13 protein-coding genes are annotated in these 16278 nt (G+C 69.6%); 4 read left to right on the top strand and 9 right to left on the bottom strand.

Annotated features, from left to right (window positions below; translation table 11 throughout):
* Positions 1 to 476 precede the first annotated feature (476 nt).
* A complete protein-coding gene (locus AC2AXK_RS03410; RefSeq protein WP_484343928.1) occupies positions 477 to 1097 on the bottom strand; it encodes a nucleotidyltransferase domain-containing protein in 621 nt (206 codons plus the stop codon).
* A 286-nt stretch (positions 1098 to 1383) separates the two neighbouring features.
* Here AC2AXK_RS03410 and AC2AXK_RS03405 point away from each other — a divergent pair, with 286 nt between their 5' ends.
* Positions 1384 to 1800, top strand: a complete 417-nt coding sequence (locus AC2AXK_RS03405) for a GNAT family N-acetyltransferase (protein ID WP_484343927.1) — start codon at positions 1384 to 1386, stop codon at positions 1798 to 1800.
* Between the two features lie 184 nt (positions 1801 to 1984).
* On the opposite strand, the gene AC2AXK_RS03400 is transcribed toward AC2AXK_RS03405, so the two are convergent.
* The 3 genes from AC2AXK_RS03400 to AC2AXK_RS03390 form a co-directional block, all read right to left on the bottom strand.
* Positions 1985 to 2653 (bottom strand): GNAT family N-acetyltransferase, encoded by a 669-nt coding sequence (locus tag AC2AXK_RS03400; protein ID WP_484343926.1) that lies wholly within the window; start codon positions 2651 to 2653, stop codon positions 1985 to 1987.
* 238 nt (positions 2654 to 2891) lie between these two features.
* Positions 2892 to 4517: an ABC transporter permease gene (locus AC2AXK_RS03395; protein WP_484343925.1), complete on the bottom strand. Its 1626-nt coding sequence runs from the start codon at positions 4515 to 4517 to the stop codon at positions 2892 to 2894.
* Positions 4514 to 5434, bottom strand: a complete 921-nt coding sequence (locus tag AC2AXK_RS03390) for an ABC transporter ATP-binding protein (RefSeq protein ID WP_484343924.1) — start codon at positions 5432 to 5434, stop codon at positions 4514 to 4516. Before AC2AXK_RS03390 ends, AC2AXK_RS03395 begins: the two co-directional genes overlap by 4 nt.
* Positions 5435 to 5619: 185 nt before the next feature.
* Here AC2AXK_RS03390 and AC2AXK_RS03385 point away from each other — a divergent pair, with 185 nt between their 5' ends.
* Positions 5620 to 6477, top strand: coding sequence for an RCC1 domain-containing protein (locus AC2AXK_RS03385; RefSeq protein WP_484343923.1), 858 nt, complete (start codon positions 5620 to 5622; stop codon positions 6475 to 6477).
* A gap of 294 nt (positions 6478 to 6771) precedes the next feature.
* Positions 6772 to 7056 carry a putative quinol monooxygenase gene (locus AC2AXK_RS03380; protein WP_484343922.1) on the top strand — a complete coding sequence of 95 codons (285 nt, stop codon included), beginning with the start codon at positions 6772 to 6774 and terminating at the stop codon, positions 7054 to 7056.
* A gap of 75 nt (positions 7057 to 7131) precedes the next feature.
* On the opposite strand, the gene AC2AXK_RS03375 is transcribed toward AC2AXK_RS03380, so the two are convergent.
* Positions 7132 to 7869, bottom strand: a complete 738-nt coding sequence (locus tag AC2AXK_RS03375; RefSeq protein WP_484343921.1) for an EcsC family protein — start codon at positions 7867 to 7869, stop codon at positions 7132 to 7134.
* 191 nt (positions 7870 to 8060) lie between these two features.
* Between AC2AXK_RS03375 and AC2AXK_RS03370 the strand changes: the two genes are divergently transcribed.
* Positions 8061 to 8642 carry a hypothetical protein gene (locus AC2AXK_RS03370; RefSeq protein ID WP_484343920.1) on the top strand — a complete coding sequence of 194 codons (582 nt, stop codon included), beginning with the start codon at positions 8061 to 8063 and terminating at the stop codon, positions 8640 to 8642.
* A 17-nt stretch (positions 8643 to 8659) separates the two neighbouring features.
* On the opposite strand, the gene AC2AXK_RS03365 is transcribed toward AC2AXK_RS03370, so the two are convergent.
* From AC2AXK_RS03365 to AC2AXK_RS03350, 4 genes are read right to left on the bottom strand one after another with little or no spacing between them, the layout of a single operon-like run.
* Positions 8660 to 9007, bottom strand: coding sequence for a nuclear transport factor 2 family protein (locus AC2AXK_RS03365; protein WP_484343919.1), 348 nt, complete (start codon positions 9005 to 9007; stop codon positions 8660 to 8662).
* A gap of 5 nt (positions 9008 to 9012) precedes the next feature.
* Positions 9013 to 11499, bottom strand: coding sequence for a glycoside hydrolase family 3 protein (locus AC2AXK_RS03360; protein ID WP_484343918.1), 2487 nt, complete (start codon positions 11497 to 11499; stop codon positions 9013 to 9015).
* 27 nt (positions 11500 to 11526) lie between these two features.
* Positions 11527 to 15039, bottom strand: a complete 3513-nt coding sequence (locus AC2AXK_RS03355) for a hypothetical protein (protein WP_484343917.1) — start codon at positions 15037 to 15039, stop codon at positions 11527 to 11529.
* A 59-nt stretch (positions 15040 to 15098) separates the two neighbouring features.
* Positions 15099 to 16268 carry a glycoside hydrolase family 1 protein gene (locus AC2AXK_RS03350; RefSeq protein ID WP_484343916.1) on the bottom strand — a complete coding sequence of 390 codons (1170 nt, stop codon included), beginning with the start codon at positions 16266 to 16268 and terminating at the stop codon, positions 15099 to 15101.
* Positions 16269 to 16278 lie beyond the last annotated feature (10 nt).

Genomic DNA, 16278 nt, shown 5'->3' with positions numbered 1-16278 from the left:
GTGCCCCGCCAAGCCGAGAGTTTGAACGGCTTGGCTACCTGCATTCAGGAGCCTCTCTTCGGGATGTCGGACAGCACAGATTCAGATCCCGAGTGCATCGAGGTCAATCGGAAAGCTGTAGGCCTGAGTCTCGCCCTGGCTGCCGCTTCCTCGGCCGGGGTAGTTCTCGCAGCACGATCCGCCCAGCAGCGCCCCTCGGAACGCAATCGCTCTCACATCGCACGGTAGGCGCGAGACGACGCACCTTCCGACGCGGAGTGGGTGCCGACATCAGCGCGTCGAGCCGCGTCGTGCACCATCACACAGCGTTGATCATCCAACACGCCGCGGACCCGAAAACGATCGTTTGCGGCGCGGGCGCGCTCGGACCTCTGGAAGTGGTGCCGCTAACGCTGTCCAAAACGGGTTCGTGGCGGGCGTTTACGGCGGACTCATCGCGCAACTGCTGCTCACGACGGCTGCGAGTCGGGCGCTGGTCAACGTGAGCGTACGAGTTCCTTGATCCACGGGTGAGCCGGGTGGGCGGTCTCCAGTGCGCTTCGAAGCCATGCCGAGGCTTCATCAGTCATAGACGCACGAGCGGCATCGAAGTCCATCTGATCCTGCGGTCGAAGTCCCGGAGCTTTGTAGAGTAGTTGGATCTCCGGGCGCAAGTAGTTCACGCCCTCCTTGGTCCAGAGGATCTCGTCGAAGGCGAGTGTGACTCTCGGGTCTCGCTTGTAGGTCCATTGGGCCGGGGTGGCGTCCATCAGGATGACGTCGTACTCCCAAGGGCTGGCGCCGTTGGCCCTTAGCCACAGATTGCTGCAGGTTTTCGGCACCAGCCTGGAGGGGTCGACAAGTGGGAGCAGGTCGCCTCGGTTTGCCGCCCACGCGTCCAGGCGGCCGAGGAGATGCGCCCGCAGCAGAAGCGCATCGGAGCGAGGGATGCTCGGGTCGATGTCGCCGTGAGGGCGTGAGACGCCCGTGAATGCCTCGATGGCCCACCCGCCGGCGATCCACCATGGGCCTGCGTAGCCCTCGAAGAGCTCAACTACGTCGCCGACCGTGCGTGAATGCCACGGCCCATAGAGTCGCACGATCTCGTTGTGGTCCACAGTGAGATGCTACGGATCTTCCACTCGCGTATCGGTCGGTGGCGTTGCCTGCCGCACCCGTCGAAAACGATCGTTTGCGGTACGTGAGCGAGGCGGGGTACGGCGGTGGATTTGATCGCTATGGTGGCGTTCTGTGATCGCTGCGAGACGTTCCAAGCGGGCGACTCCGCCGCGTGCCGGCGGCTCATTGCGAGAATCCGAACGGAGCAGCTGATGAAGACCGCACACTGTTCGCACCGTACTTTCTAGAGGCCACCCGGATGTAGGCCCCGCTTAAGGAGTCGCATTGCTCAGTTCCGATTTCGGTCGCATCCGCTACGAGTGGCGTGGATCGTTCACCAATCAAGAAGTTAGTAGGTTGCACGCTGAGGGCTTCGAACACTGCATCCAGGACACACTGTGGGACCACCAGCTCAACAACCACAGCCTGGGCTGGGTTACCGCACGCGACGCTCACGGACTGATCGGCTTCGTCAACATCATCTGGGACGGACGTGCCCACGCCTTCGTCGAAGACACTCTCGTCGCGGTGCGTGCCCGTCGGAAGGGCGTGGGCGTCCGCCTGATCGAGGTCGCGCGTGAGCATTCCGCCGACGCGGGCTGCGAATGGCTCCACGTCGACTTTGAGGACCACCTCAAGAGCTTCTACTTCAACGCATGCGGCTTCGTCCCAACCAACGCCGGACTCATCAAGCTTCGATGAAGGTCGGTGCGGCGCGCGTCGAGCCAAGCGCATCCACGCTACCCACAGCGACCTGCCCTTGGAGACGATCGTTTTCGGGGAGTCAGCGCGCTCCGCGAGCAGTAGCGGACCATAGACACGACCCACCGCCGCTCATAGTCGGGTCATGCCGATGAGCTCTCCCCCCGCCATGCGTCATACCTGGTCAACCGTCCTCGCCTGCGCAGTGGCCTTGACTGTCGTGGTGACGGCCTACCTCATCGGGCGCCATACCGGACGAGGGCCCCTGGCATATCGGACGGCAGCGCGGCCCGCACTCGGTGAGGTCTCCGGCCAGCAGGCTGTGGACGACGGTGTCCCGGCGACCCGATTTGAACGTCATGTGCGAGCGCAGGACGCCTTCGCGCCGGAAGCCGCATCGCTGAGCTACCCGCTGCGAGGCGATGTTGTCGGGGCCGCAGGTCAGTTCCACGCGCGCGAGGTTCAGGGCGTCGAAGCCCCAACCCGTCAGCAGCCGAACGGCTGTGGTCGCGGCACCACGACCACGCGCCGCCGTCGTGAGCCAGTACCCGATGGACGCCCGTCGCTGCTTCAGATCGACCGCGTACAGCGACACACCGCCCCACAGCATCCCCGTGCCGCGCGCCGCCACCGCCAGCTGCAACTCCTGCCCCGCGATCCGCGAGCGCTGCTGGTCCTCCAAGAACCGCTGCGCGTCCTCGACGAGGTATGGGTCAGGGGACGGCCATGTGAACGCCAGCACCTCCGGGTCAGCGAAGGCCGCATGCAGAGCGACCGCCTCGTCGGCGAGCCACGGTCGCAACAGGACACCACCGGAGGACAAGTCCGGGTCAGGCAGCGGTAGGGCGCTCACCGCACGCAGCATAGAGCCCCGCAACCACGGGCGACCCCGCACGCACTCATCTCGCGCACGTGGTGCGGCGCCGAGGCATAGTCGGGCCGGGGTGTCCCGGCTACGGGGTGTGCAGGGCGTCCTCTGGGTGCTCCAGGCGCAGCCGGTGGCTGATCTGGCTCCCGCACTCATCGACGGACCAACGAGCTCGTCGTACTCCCTGGGCGATTGCACGACGGTCTTGGCGATGGCGGGTGGATCAGCGGGCGAGGTCGCGTCGACGGAATCCGGTGAACCCGATGAGCAGGAAGCCGATCGTGAACAGGGTGATCCACAGGAGCCCGGTGGGGTCGACGGGGGTCGCGGTGACGGTGGGGACGTGCCAGAAAGGGCTGATCCCCAGGACCCAGTCGTCCAGTCCGAAGGTTGGACCGAGGAGGGTGAGCGCGAAGGACGCCAGGACTCCGATCCAGGCGGCGAGGCTGACTGCGGGCCTGGCACCGACGACGGCGGCTGAGATGGCGACGACGGTCCACACGGCTGGGATCGTGGCGAGGGCCTGCAGGAAGGCGTCGGAGAAGGTGACGCCGATGTCGGCTCCCGAGGCCAGGGACGCGACGAGGGTGCCGGCGATCAGCAGATAGATGGTGGGTGCGCCGAGTGCGAAGAGCACGTTGCCGGCGTAGTAACGGGGGCGGGTGACGGCGGTGGCCATGACCGGCTCCACGCGATCCTCCATCTCTTCGCTGCGGACCTTGAGCATGGTCTGAACGCCGGGGATCGCGGCGATGATGCCGACCAGGCTCAGGATCGTGACGAGGAACGCGGAGATGAGCTGGGACTGCCCGGTCGCACCGGCGGCGAGGATCCGTTGGGCCGCGCTGTCGGAGCCCAGGACATCGGTGATGGAGGTCGCGAGGTATCCGAACACGATGCCCAGCAGTGCGAAGGCGATGGTCCAGGTGAGGAAGGGGCCGCGGTTGAGCCTCAGCGTCAGGCTCCAGGCGGTGCGGGCCTTGCCGCGCGCAGGTCCGGGTCCGGGCTTGATCGCTCCCTGCCCGAAGTCGCGACGCGCTTGCAGGACGAACGCGATGACCAGGGCGGCGAACGTGAATGCGACGGCAAGCAGCAAGGGCCACCAGTGGTCTCCGGTCGCTGGCCGGGTTTCGGTCATCCAGCCGAGCGGGTTGATCCACACGGTCCATTCGGGGGCCTTGACGGAGTAGGCGAATCCGCGCAGGACGAACAGGGCGCCGAGGGTGGCCACGGCGATGGAGTTCGCGGTGCGCGCGTCCGAGCCGAGCTGGGCGGTGACTGCCGCGACGCCGGTGAACATCCACCCCGTCGCGGTGAACGTGGCCCCGAGCAGCATCGAGGCTTCCCAGCCTCCCCCGCAGGCCACGGTGAGCAGGCCGGAGACCAGGCCGAGCAGGAGAGAACCGATCAAGGCCATCGCGACGCCGGTGAGCAGACGGCTGGAGCGTCCGAGCACGCCCGAGGCAAGGAGCTCGGCCTGTCCGGAGTCCTCCTGGCCCCGGGTAGCGCGGATGACGGCGAAGATCGCGCCGAGTGCGGCGAGGAAACCGCCCAGTGCCAGGGCACGCCAGGCGTTGAACCCGTCGGCGGTGGTCACGTCGAACGCGGGTCCGAAGATCAGGCCGAGGGCCGGGTTCGCGCCGACCGTGCTCGCCAGGCCCTGTCGGGCTTCCGCGGTGGGAAAGACCCAGGGATGGACGAGGACCGAGGAGGCGGACAGGACGGTCGCGATCGCGATCCACGGCGCGAAGCCGCGCCCGTCGTGCTTGAGCGAGGTGCGCAGCAGCGGGAGGGTGCCGGTGAGGCTTCCGCCACCAACCCGGGGGGCAGAGGTTGCGGCCGCGGTCATCGTGTCGTTCGTGTGATCGGTGCTGCGTCCTCGTCCTCGTACAGGCGAAGGAACAGGCTCTCCAGCGACGGGGGCTCGACGGTCAGGGACGCGAGCCCGTACCCCGTCAGGAGGGTCATGGCATCACCGATGCGGTCGGACTCGACGGTCGCGTTGAGACGGTTGCCATCGAGGCGGACGTCGTGCAGCCCGGCGAGCTTCTGCGGGTCCGGGACTCGCTCGAGGACGGCGTGCACAGCGGTGCGGGTGTCACCTCGCAGGTCAGTCAGGGTGCCGGACTGGACGATCCTCCCGTCGCGGATGATGCTGAGCCGGTCTGCAAGGGTCTCGATCTCCGCCATGATGTGGCTCGAGAGCAGCACCGTCGCGCCGCGCCCCTTGGCCTCAGCGATGACCTCTTGGAACACGTTCTCCATGAGAGGGTCCAGACCGCTGGTCGGTTCGTCGAGGATGAGCAGCTCGGCATCGGAGGCCAGGGCCGCGACGATCGCCACCTTCTGACGGTTTCCCTTGGAGTACTGCCGGCCACGCTTGGTCGGGTCGAGCTCGAATCGCTCGACAAGCTCCGCGCGACGCCTCTCGTCCAAGCCTCCACGCATGGACCCCAGCAGGTCGATAGCCTCTCCGCCTGTCATCCCCGGCCACAGCGACACGTCCCCGGGCACGTACGCAAGGCGTCTGTGCAATGCCACCACGTCGCTCCACGGGTCCTGACCCAGCAGACGTACCGTCCCGCCGTCGGCCCTGAGCAGCCCGAGCAGGACGCGGACGGTCGTGGACTTCCCGGCACCGTTGGGGCCGAGGAAGCCGTGCACCTGGCCGCGCTCGACCTGTAGGTCCACCCCTCGCAACGCCTGGAACTTCCCGTAGGACTTCGTCAGCCCGTCGATCTCGATCACTGGCTCGGCCGCGCTCATGCGTCTCTCCTTGCCTGTGAGCCACCGTCCGTGGCGCACTTCCAGGAAACTCTGCGGGTGAGGAACTCGGCAAGTGGGGAGTGGGATTTGGGTGATCACAGAGCACCGAACCGAGGCCGGCCGTCGCCCGAGCGGGCGCCGCACCGGGACACCGATCGGCCAGGAGACTCTGGCAACATGCACCGATGGCTTCCCCTCAGGTCCACACCCGCATCGCCGCCGGCCGGCGGCACTCGGTAGGGATCGATACGAGCGGACTGGTGCTGACTGCCGGGCGCGCAGGCTCAGAGGAGTTGCGCACGACTGGATGGAGCAACGTCACCGCGGTCGCAGCGGGAAGCGTGCACACCGCACCCAACACCGGACGTTCCCACACGGTAGGACTGCGCAGAGACGGAACTGTCCTCGCGACCGGTTGGAACAACGAAGGTCAGTGCGACGTCCACGACTGGGGCGACATCGTCAGCATCGCCGCTGGCTGGCGACGCACACTTGCTGTCGTTGCCGACGGAACAGCCCGTGCGACCGGGCGTCGCAACGAAGGAGCCAACAATGTCGAAGGATGGTCCGACCTTGTAGCCCTGGCGGCCGGGGACTGGCACTCCGTCGGTCTCCGCAACGACGGCACGGTCCTGGCAACTGGGAACAACCGCAGGGGACAGTGCGAAGTCGCCGGATGGCGCGGAGTCGACGCGATCGCTGCGGGCTACCTCCACACCGCCGCCCTCACCAGACACGGGCGAGTAGTCGCAGTCGGCGATCGTTCCGCTGGCATCCAGGACGCGTGTGCGTGGCGAGACGTCATAGGCCTTGCGACCGGAAGCCATCACACCGTGGCAGTCCTCGCTGGAGGGCGGGTGCTGGCGGCAGGTGACAACAGCCGTGGGCAGTGCGACGTCGAACACTGGCGAGGCGTGGTGGCGGTCGCGGCAGGATCAACCCACACGCTCGGCCTGCGCTCGGACGGGACGGTCCTCGCAACAGGCAACAACGACGACGGCCAGTGCGACACCGCTGGCTGGCGGCTATCACCCGACCGATAACGGTGGTCAGTGGGTGATGGTGGTCTGCGGGTACAACGTCAGCGCGAGTTGGTCGCCGACGAGCGAACAGTGGCTCCCCATCCGCGGCGTTCGAGACTCAGGAGGTTGTCCAGCGCTAGTTCGTCTGCGGGCATGCCGCAAGGCTGCTCACGGCCGCCGGAGGTCCGTCACGGGCGTCTGCGGCACGAAGCCGGAGGCCTTGTAGGTCGCTAGCTCCTCACACGCGGCTCACCGGCTGTGAGCAGGTGCACGGAGCCGACGAATGAGCATGTGTGGGCCGTCTATCGTGGCGCCGTGAGCAACGTCCAGCTGACCGGCCACCTCATCTGCGCGACGGCGGAGGAAGCTGCCACTGTTGCGCGCTGTCTGCCTAGCCACATCGATCTGACCCGCGCGGAGGCCGGTTGTCTTGCCTTCGATGTGACTCCGACCCCGGACCCGCTCGTGTGGAAGGTCGCGGAGCTCTTCGAGAGCGCGGAAGCCTTCAGGCGCCACCAGGTGCGCGTCACGGAGAGCGAGTGGGGCCGAGAGACGAGGGGCATCGAGCGCGACTACGTGGTGCAGGGGCTGCCCGGCTGATCACCCAGGAGTAACGGGTTCTCCGGCTCCTGGCGCGAGCTTCCCGATCTGTTGGGTTCGTCCAGACCCACCCGGTCAGTCGACGTGGAACATCGTCTTGGCGGTACGGCCCACCACGCTCGTCATGCCGGCATCGACGGCACCGCCGATCACTCCGCCGACAAGCGGCACCCCTTTCGCCAGTGTGACCATCGAGCGCTTCGTTCCGTACTTGGCCAGCAGCATGAAGCCGACCTTCTTGTTGATCTGGTGAACAACGGACATCGGGAGCTTCTTGATCACCTGCATCGCCAGCTTCTCCCCGACCTTGATCCCGACGGTCCGCGCGACCTGCTGGGCGTTGGAGCCGAGGGCGACGATCATCGCCACCGTCCGGACGTGCGGATCCGTGGGGTCGTACCCGCGCAGATAGGCGACTGCAGCAGCAAGCCGCGCGTTGATGACGAGCGCGCCAGCCATGTTGGCCGGGACGGTGACGGGCATAAGGACGAAGCCACCCAGCCCGGTGACGAAGCCACTGACTCCAGCGGCTTCCACCGATTCGATGATCAGCCGCTTGATCGCCTTCTCGACGTCGTCCCGATCCTCAGCGAGTACCGGGCGAGTCCGCTCGTGGTTCGGTACGTAGCGGCCGCCCTGCACCCTCGACAGCCTGTCTTCCGCCCAGGCGATCGAGCCGGCGAAAGGACCGACACCGGAATCGATGACGCTGCCGATCATCTTCACCAGCTGGGCCGACGCCTTGTCGGCAGCCGCCGTCGGAGCCCTCTCCGCTCCCGGCAGGGCAGCGTCGTGCTGAGTCGGGTCGGTCATCGCGGAACCTCTCGTAGTCCGGCATCCAACGCACTCACGGTAGGGCGCGCGGAGTCACACCCCCTATCGGCGACCCCGACCGAGTTCTTTACGGTGCCCGCCCGGCAAGAACGCCCCATGTGACCGGGGCCAGGGACTAGCGGTTGTGGGTCAGGCCCGTGAGCGCGTGTGCCGCCGTATAGGTTCACAGCGTGGTCTACGACGCCCTGGCCGAGAGCCTCATACTCATCGAGTCCTGTGAGGTCACGCCGGTCGCTCGCCTGAGCCGGCGTCGCCGGCATGCCGCGGTCGCGGTCGACGTCGCCGACGACATCGCGGTCACGATGTTCGTACGCAGAAGCGTGGGGTGCACCGTCGAAGAGAGCCACGTCCTCGCTCGCCACGGGGGAGAGTGGTTCATGCTCGGCGGTGGTGGCGGTCGCGCAGCGGATGACGCACTCGACCACCGACCTGCTGAGCTCCCTGAGGGACTCCGCGCGGCGCCCGGTGTGGATCCTCGGGTCCTGGTGATCGAAGGTTCCGGTGGGGTTCGGGATGGCCGCGCGGGGAACGTCTGGCGGCCCCACGGGCGGTGGATCAACTACGGCACGATCCGGGTCAACGCAGACGTCGCCCGGGTCGCTGTCAGCGATCGGCAGGTCGTGGTTCCGTGGCACGGGCGAGTCGCCATCGTCTGGCCCGGACGCCGGCCTCAGGAACTGGCGATCCTCGGCCACGACGGCACGCGGCTTGGACACGCCGCACTGCTGCCGTCTGACCAGCTAGGTCCCTGATAGACCAGTGACGATTGTCATCGGGCGGCGATGAGTGTGCCCTGATGAAACCTCACGCGGGGACCGTCGCCCGCGGTGTCCCAGACGGATGCATGGCGGCTCGTCGCGCCCGGGCCGCAGATGCGATACGTCACCAACGTCAGGGTCGGGCTCAGCTCGCTGTACTCCCACTCGTCGGTGACCGGCGCCGCCCGCTCTTCCACTCCCGCCAACAGCTCGATGATCTCGGCGCGCGTCCAACGACCGCCGTACCGATCCACCTCGACGAACTCTTCATGGAGGAGCTCGCGCAGGCGAGCGGAATCGTGCTGCACGTCCGTCGTGAGGAGCGATTCTTCGAGCGAGCGGAGGAGGGTGTGGCTCATGACGGTCAGCCCTGCGCTGCCCCTGCGGACAGCTCGGTGATCTTCTCGCGCAGCACCGGCAGGGCCATGGTCAGCCGCAGCACGTTCCGTGCCGTGCGCTGGATCTCCCCGAGGGTGATCCCGTCGGGCCGGGCGAGCGAGTCGAGGAGAGACGCCGCGGCCTCGGCGTCGAACTCGCCCGTCTCGTGATCCACCCAGCCGCCGGGCATGAACACGTCGACCTGCGCGCGGACGCGGTACGCGTCGTCGGACAGGGCCGGGAAGTCGGGGTCGACGGACCGCTGCATCCACCAGTCGGTGATGACGGTGCCAGCGAAGCCCCACTCGTCGCGCAGGATCGCGGTGCACAGCTCGTCGTTGTAGTGCGACCACACGCCGTTGATCTTGTTGTACGACGTCATGATCGTCAGCGGCGCCGACTCGGTGACGCAGATCTGGAACCCGCGCAGGTAGATCTCTCGCAGCGCCCGCTCCGAGACGCGCGAGTCGTTGAGGTTGCGGTTGGTCTCCTGGTTGTTGGCCGCGAAGTGCTTGGGGCACGCCCCGACGCCCGCCTCCTGGACCCCACCCACGACGGCGGCGGCCATGAGGCCGGTGACGAGCGGGTCCTCGGAGAAGTACTCGAAGTTCCGCCCGCACAGCGGGTCGCGGTGGATGTTCATGCCGGGGCTGAGCAGCACCTGCGTGCCCTTGCGGACCATCTCGGCGCCGTGGTGGGCGGCGAGGCGCCGCACGAGCGGGGTGTTCCACGTCGCCGCGAGCGCGGCGCCGCACGGCAGGAGCGACGCGTAGGCGGCGAGCCGGATGCCGGACGGGCCGTCCGTCGTCGTGACGGGCGGCACGCCCTTGGCGCGCAGTGACTCGGTGATGCCACCGAGGACGCCCGCGTTGCCCTTGGCTCCGAGCGGGCTGTCCATGATGCGGTCGCCGCGGGTGAGGGCCTCCAGCTCCTCGTCGGTCAGCTGCGCGACGAACGCGTCGAGCGTCGCCGTGCCCTCCGCGACGTCGGCGAGGGTGATGCCGCGGTCGCCCGTCTGCTCGACCGCAGGGACCTCGCGCGCCTCGATGCGCTCCCGGCGCGAGGCCTGGCGCGTGGGGACGTCCTGCCACCCGACGACGGCGTTGCCCGCCTCGTCGCGTGCGACGACCATCCGCTGGAACGGGTTCTCGACCGCCGGTGCGCACTGCTCGGTGAGCTGCTCGACGACGCGCAGCTCGTCGAGCGTGAAGGTCGCGACCTCGGCCGCCGTGCGCACATCGGTACCGACGAGCACGGTGTAGGTCCCGGCTTCGAGGACGTAGGCGGAGCGGTGCCCGGTGACCCCCGAGTCGTCGTACGACGCCAGGGACGAGACGGGCACGGTGACGTGCACGATGTCCGTCTCGCCCGGGGCGAGCAGACGGGTCTTCGCGAAGCCTCCGAGCGAGCGTGCGGGCTTGCCCAGCGCGCCGTCGGGCGCCTGGACGTACACCTGGACGACCTCGGCGCCGGGGTGCTCGGTGCCCGTGTTGCTCACGCGCGCGGCGACGGTGATCGCCTCGGCGCTGACCTCAGCCGTCGTCGCCATGTCGAGCCGCGTGTAGCCCAGCCCGAACCCGAACGGGAAGAGGACGGCGTCCTGCGCGAAGGTCTCGAAGTAGCGGTAGCCGACGTAGATGTCCTCGGCGTACACGTTGTGGTCGAGCCCACCGAAGTTGGGGGCGCTCGGGTAGTCGGCGTAGTGCCGCGCGATGGTGTCGGTGAGTCGTCCCCCGGGCACCTGGATGCCGGTGAGCACGTCCGCGATCGCCCGCGCGCCCTCCATGCCGCCCTGCCACGCGTAGAGCACGGCGGAGATCTTCTCGCCGTACTCCTCGACCCACGCGAGGTCGATGACGTTGCCGCAGTCGAGGACGACGACGGTGCTGGTGAACTCGGCCGTCACGGCGTCGAGCAGCTCGGTCTCGGCATCCGTGAGGTAGTAGCTGCCCTTGGTCAGCTCGTTCTCGCGCGCCTCACCGGCGGCACGGCCGATGACGACGACGGCGACGTCCGCCCGTCCGGCCGCGTCGCGGACGGTCCCGCGGTCGAGGGGCATCTCCTCGAAGTAGCGCGGCCAGTTGCCCCAGTCGCCCTCGTCCGGACGGTTGTCCGCGCACCAGCGGGTGTACGTCTCGGCGAGCTCCGCGTCGACGGCCACCCGGCCGCCGTCGCGCAGCGCGTCGAGGAGGTTCCAGGAGTACGGGGCGTTGACGTCCCCGCCGGAGCCGTATCCGACCGCGAAGTAGTCGATCTGGACCCGCCCGAACAGCGCCACGGCGGCTCCCTCCCGCAGCGGGAGGGAGCCGTCGTTGGTGAGGAGCACAGCCCCGTCCGCAGCGGACTCCCGGCACAGGGCCGCGAGCTCCGGCTCGACGAACGTGTCGGTGTCGACGAGGCCCGTCGAGGCCTGGGCGAGCTCCTGCTCACCGGCAGCGAGGGACGGGACGGGGGTGTCGGACGGCGTGCTCACGGGTGCGTCTCCAAGGGGGGGTCGGGGTCAGGCTCCGATCGTGCTGCGATCGACGCCGACGTGCACGTCGAGGACCGCGATCCCGGCGAGCTCGGCCGCCGGGACGGACAGGCCCCCCAGACGGTAGCGCGCCGCCGTCTCGACACCGGTGAGGGGCGCGCCGTCGCCCAGCACCCGCACGCCGCCGTGCCCGGGCTCCACATGGAAGCGGACCGTGCGGCGTTCCCCCGCGACGTCGAGGCTGATCGTCAGCCCGTCGTCCTCGAGCGCGAGGACGGGGTCGAAGCCCACCGCCCCGGCCTGCTCGACGATCCCGAGCGCCCCCTGCACGAGCTGCCGCAGGTAGATGCCCGGGCCGCTGGAGTACACGCGCCACCCGCCCTTGACCCCGACGGTGCCAGCGCGCAGCCGGTCGAAGTTCGCCGCGGCGTCGTAGCGGTCGGTGAACGCTGCGTCGGACGAGGAGTAGTAGCAGTTGCGCTGGCGCGGGAGGCTGTTGTCCAGTCGCTCGAACTGGCCGACGGGGCTGATGCGCAGCAGCTCGGTGACGAGCCGTTCCCGGCCGAGGGCCGCCAGGGCCTGGGTGTAGCGGATGTGGGCGTGGGTGTACATGAGCCCGACCTCGCGACCGAAGTTCGCCGCCTGCTCGGCGCGGCGGAAGAACAGCGTCTGCCCGTCGTGGAACGGGGCGGGCCGGTCCATGAGGCGCACACCGTCGGGGAAGTGCAGGTGCTCCTCGACGAGGCTCTCGTGGCGCAGCACCTGCTCGGGCGTGAAGAGCCCGGCGATGATGGACCTCGTCATGGGGATGAGCCGGTAGGACAGCCCGGTCCGGTCGTCGCTCGGGTGGAGCACGGGCCACGGGCCCTCGGGCGCGAACACGACGTACCCGGCGAGCACGTCGTCGATGACGAGACGGTCGGTGAACTGCGCCGCGATCGTCGCGGCCTCCGCGGCGAGCTCCGCAGCGAGCGCGTCGTGCGCGCTGCCGCGCAGCTGCGCGTCGAGGGTGCTGGCCGCCTGGTAGAGCAGCGCGACGGTCCAGGCGGACGCCATCTCGTGCTTCATCGAGGCCTGGGCGGGCTGGAGCGTGTCGTCCCAGTCGCCCTCGCCGTAGGACAGCAGGTCGGTGCCGGGGGCACGGTGGCTGCGGATGTGGTCGAGCGAGGCGCGCACGTGCTCCGCGATGGGCACCGCGACCGTGCCCGGGCGGCGCGCGTCGCCGTCCCAGAACGGCACCTCGACGTCGAGGATGGCGGTGTCACCGGTCGCGGTGAGGTACTCCCCGAGCGCCATGAGCGGCCAGACGACGACGTCGCCGTGCGCCTCGTCGGAGTAGCGCTCGCCGTAGGCGTCGAACATGAACCACTGCGGGAGCGTGCCGTCGGCCAGCTGGTGGGCGAAGACACGGCGGACGATCTCCCGGGCCACGTCGAAGTGGCCGAACGCGAGGTTGAGCTCGAGCGGTCCCTGGCACACGTCGCGGGTGCCCCAGGCAGCGCCGGAGTACTGCTCGAGGCCGTGCGGGACGAGGAAGTGCACGAGCGCGTTCTGCGTGAACCACGGCAGGAGCAGGTTGACCTCGGCGAGCCGGCCGTCACCCTCCACCCGCAGGTTGCGCGTGTAGTCCGCGATGTAGCTGCGGTGGCCCGTGAGCTCGGCCTCGACGTCGAGCGGGGTCCCGAGCACCGACTCGGCTGCGGCGAGGGCGGGTGCCGCGCCATCGAGGTCGCCGGTGAGCACGAGCGATGCGGACGTCGTGCGCTCGAACGCCGCGGTGGTCAGGGTGGTGCCGCGGGACTGTCCGTCAGCGAAGAGCGGAGCGTCGTCGGCGAGACGACCGGCCGGGGTGGCGAGCACGTACGCGAGGTCCGGGCAGTGCTCGGCGACGTCGGTGCCCGGATCCGGCGTGTAGAGGAGGGCGCGGCCGTCGAGGGCGGGGCTGGCGGTCCACGTCTGCTCACCAGGCTCGACGTCGGCCGTGAGGAGGACGTCGAGCGGCTGCTCCGAGTCCACCCGGACCTCGATGGCGCGGCCGTCGTGGCTCGCCGTCGTGCGGACCTCGATGCGGCCGGTGTCCGTCGCGTAGACCCAGCGGACCCCGCCCAGGTCGAGGACGAGGGCGGACGGCACGCCGAGCAGCTGCCAGCCGGCACCGGTGCGGACGAGCGCCCGCACCCCCGAGGAGCGCAGCAGGTTGAGGTGGTTGCGCTGGACGGACAGCAGGCGGTTGGCGGTCGTGTTGCCGACGACGAGGTGCGAGGCGAACACCCCGTACGCGTAGGCCGTCGCAGAGAGGATGTTGTCGTTCGGCCGCACGTCGGACCCGGCCTTGAGGACGTGCCCGTGCGGGCGTTCGACCGCGAGCTCCTTGGCGCGGCTCACCACGTGGGTGGCCTCGGACGTGAAGAACGACAGCAGCCGTCCGGCGTCGTCACGTTCCGGCTGGAGGAGCCCGGGCGAGCTCTCGGCGTGCGCGCCGGCGGTGCCCAGGGCGACGAGCTCCTCGTCGGAGAGCTCGCGTCCGGCGAGCAGGGGCGCGGAGACGAGGAGCGAGCGGCCGGGCGCGGGTGCGTCGTCGCGCCGTGCCGCGGGCTCGGCGGCGAGCGTGACGGCGCGGTCCAGCAGTCCGGGGACCGCGTCGAGGGCGTCCCCGAGCTCTCCGCGGTAGTCCGCGACGACCGCGGTGACGGCGTGCACGGTCCGGGGCGCGGTGAGGTCGAGCTCGGGGCCGACGAGCGCCGGGAGGGCGAACTCGTACTGGTACACGAGGGAGTCCCAGTCCGGGACGTCGAGGCTGTGGGCACGGCCGTCGAGCTTGCTGTCGAGCCCGTAGAACGAGAACCCGTCCGTGAGGTGGGCGCGCGCGCCCTCGACGAGGGCGGTGACCGCCAGGGGCAGGACGGGCGCGGTCGCCATGGTCTGCCGGCTCGCGACGACGGACCCGGCCCGGGCGTCGTCGACGACGTGGTGGACGAGGTACTGGCTCACGTACGGCTCGTTGTTCACGGCTGTCGCGACGGGTGCGAGGGCGAGGTCCTGCGCGACGACGACGTCGTACACCGTCCCCGCGTCCGGGGCGTCAGCCGCCTCGAGGTCCACCCGCCACACCCACAGCTCGCCGCTCGGGTCGAGGGTGAGCGTGACGCGGTAGCGCGCGCCGAGCGCCTCGCCGGACCACTGCGCACCGGCCGCGTCCGCGGTGAAGGTGCCGCTCGCGCGGCCGCCGACGAGCGGCACGCCCGCCACGGTGCGCGCGCCGCCGGGGCCCGCTCCGTGGCGTCGCAGGAACACCCCGCCCACCATGGCGTCGTGCTCGCTCGGCACGTACTGGTTGACGAGCATCGACTCACCGTGCGTGATGGCACGCACGTCACCGGCGCTCGTCAGCTCGATGCGGGTCGCGCCGGCCGCGAGCACCCCCGCGGGGGCCGTCCGCTGGGCGGTGCTCCGCGCGGCGGGCAGTGACGCGGCGGGCAATGACGCGGCCCCCGCCCGGGCGGGGTCGGTGGCGGACGGGTGGGCGGAGTGCGTGGTCACGAAGAGGTCCCTCGGGGTCGGGCGCGGAGTGCTGCTGCGGGAGAGCGGGGCGAGCGAGGTCAGACGTTGAGCGCGTTGGCGCGTGCGACGTCGCCCAGCCACGCGGCGCTCGGCCGGACGGTCCGCTCGAAGGTCGCCCGGTCGACGCCCACGAGGCCGAACGTGGGCGCGTAGGACCCCCACTCGTAGTTGTCGAGGAGGCTCCAGTACAGGAAGCCCTCGACCTGGATGCCGTCGGTGATGGCGCGGTGCATGCCTTCGAGAGCGCCCTGCATGTAGGCCACGCGCCGGGTGTCGTCGTCGGTCGCGATGCCGTTCTCGGTGACGAACACGGGCACGCCGGGAGCCATCTCGTGGGCGAGGCGGATGCCGTCCTCGAGGGCCCGCGGGTAGAACTCCCACCCGGTGAGCGTGCGCTCCGCGCCGTCGGCGATCGGCAGCGGTCCTTCGCGGCCGATCTTCGTGCGCGTGTACGCCTGCACCCCGACCCAGTCGTCGCCCTGGGCGACCTCGAGGTACCAGGCGTCGCGGTGGTAGCCGTACTCGCGGGCGATCTCCTCGCAGCCGGGCTCCGGCTGGAAGTCCTGGGTGGCGACGGTCCACCCGGTGCGGAAGTCCCCGGCCTCGGCCAGCACGGCGCGGCTCGCGCGGTGCGCCTCGAGCAACGTCTGCGCGACGTTGACGTCCGGCCCGGGCTGGCCGAACGCCTGGAGGGTCGTCCCCTGGCCGTCGCCGCCGGCCATCATCGCGACCATGTTCGGCTCGTTGATGGTGCAGACCCACTCCACGCCCTCGAGGACGGGCAGGACGCTGCGGGTGTAGAAGGCGAAGCGCTCGACGGCGTCCGGCGCGCGCCAGCCGCCCTCGGCCTCGAACCACTGCGGGATGGTGAAGTGGTGCAGCGTGATCATCGGCTCCAGGCCGAGCTCACGGGCCGTGTCGACCATGCGGCGGTAGTGGGCGAGCTCGGCCTGGGAGATGAAGCCCTTGACGGGCTCGATGCGGGCCCACTCGATCGAGAACCGGTACATGCTCAGGCCGGCGTCGACGAGGATCTGCATGTCCTCACGGAAGCGGTGGTAGCTGTCGCACGCGTCGAGGCTGGGCTCGGCGATCGTCGTGCCGTCCTTGTGCTCGCGGCGCCACCAGTCGGAGAGGACGTTGTTGCCCTCGATCTGGTGGGCGGCGGTGGCGGATCCCCAACGGAATCCTTCAGGGAAGTGGAGCATGGGTGCCTCG

It is taken from the genome of Sanguibacter sp. Z6_81 (assembly GCF_057180625.1).
The sequence above is the reverse complement of the archived record's forward strand: the minus strand, read 5'-3'. Positions and strand labels throughout refer to the sequence as shown.

Excerpts from the sequence above, each read along its gene's own strand:
- AC2AXK_RS03395 (WP_484343925.1), bottom strand. The coding sequence starts at position 4,517 with ATGACCGCGGCCGCAACCTCTGCCCCCCGGGTTGGTGGCGGAAGCCTC.
- AC2AXK_RS03390 (WP_484343924.1), bottom strand. The coding sequence starts at position 5,434 with ATGAGCGCGGCCGAGCCAGTGATCGAGATCGACGGGCTGACGAAGTCC.
- AC2AXK_RS03385 (WP_484343923.1), top strand. The coding sequence starts at position 5,620 with ATGGCTTCCCCTCAGGTCCACACCCGCATCGCCGCCGGCCGGCGGCAC.
- AC2AXK_RS03375 (WP_484343921.1), bottom strand. The coding sequence starts at position 7,869 with ATGACCGACCCGACTCAGCACGACGCTGCCCTGCCGGGAGCGGAGAGG.
- AC2AXK_RS03365 (WP_484343919.1), bottom strand. The coding sequence starts at position 9,007 with ATGAGCCACACCCTCCTCCGCTCGCTCGAAGAATCGCTCCTCACGACG.
- AC2AXK_RS03350 (WP_484343916.1), bottom strand. The coding sequence starts at position 16,268 with ATGCTCCACTTCCCTGAAGGATTCCGTTGGGGATCCGCCACCGCCGCC.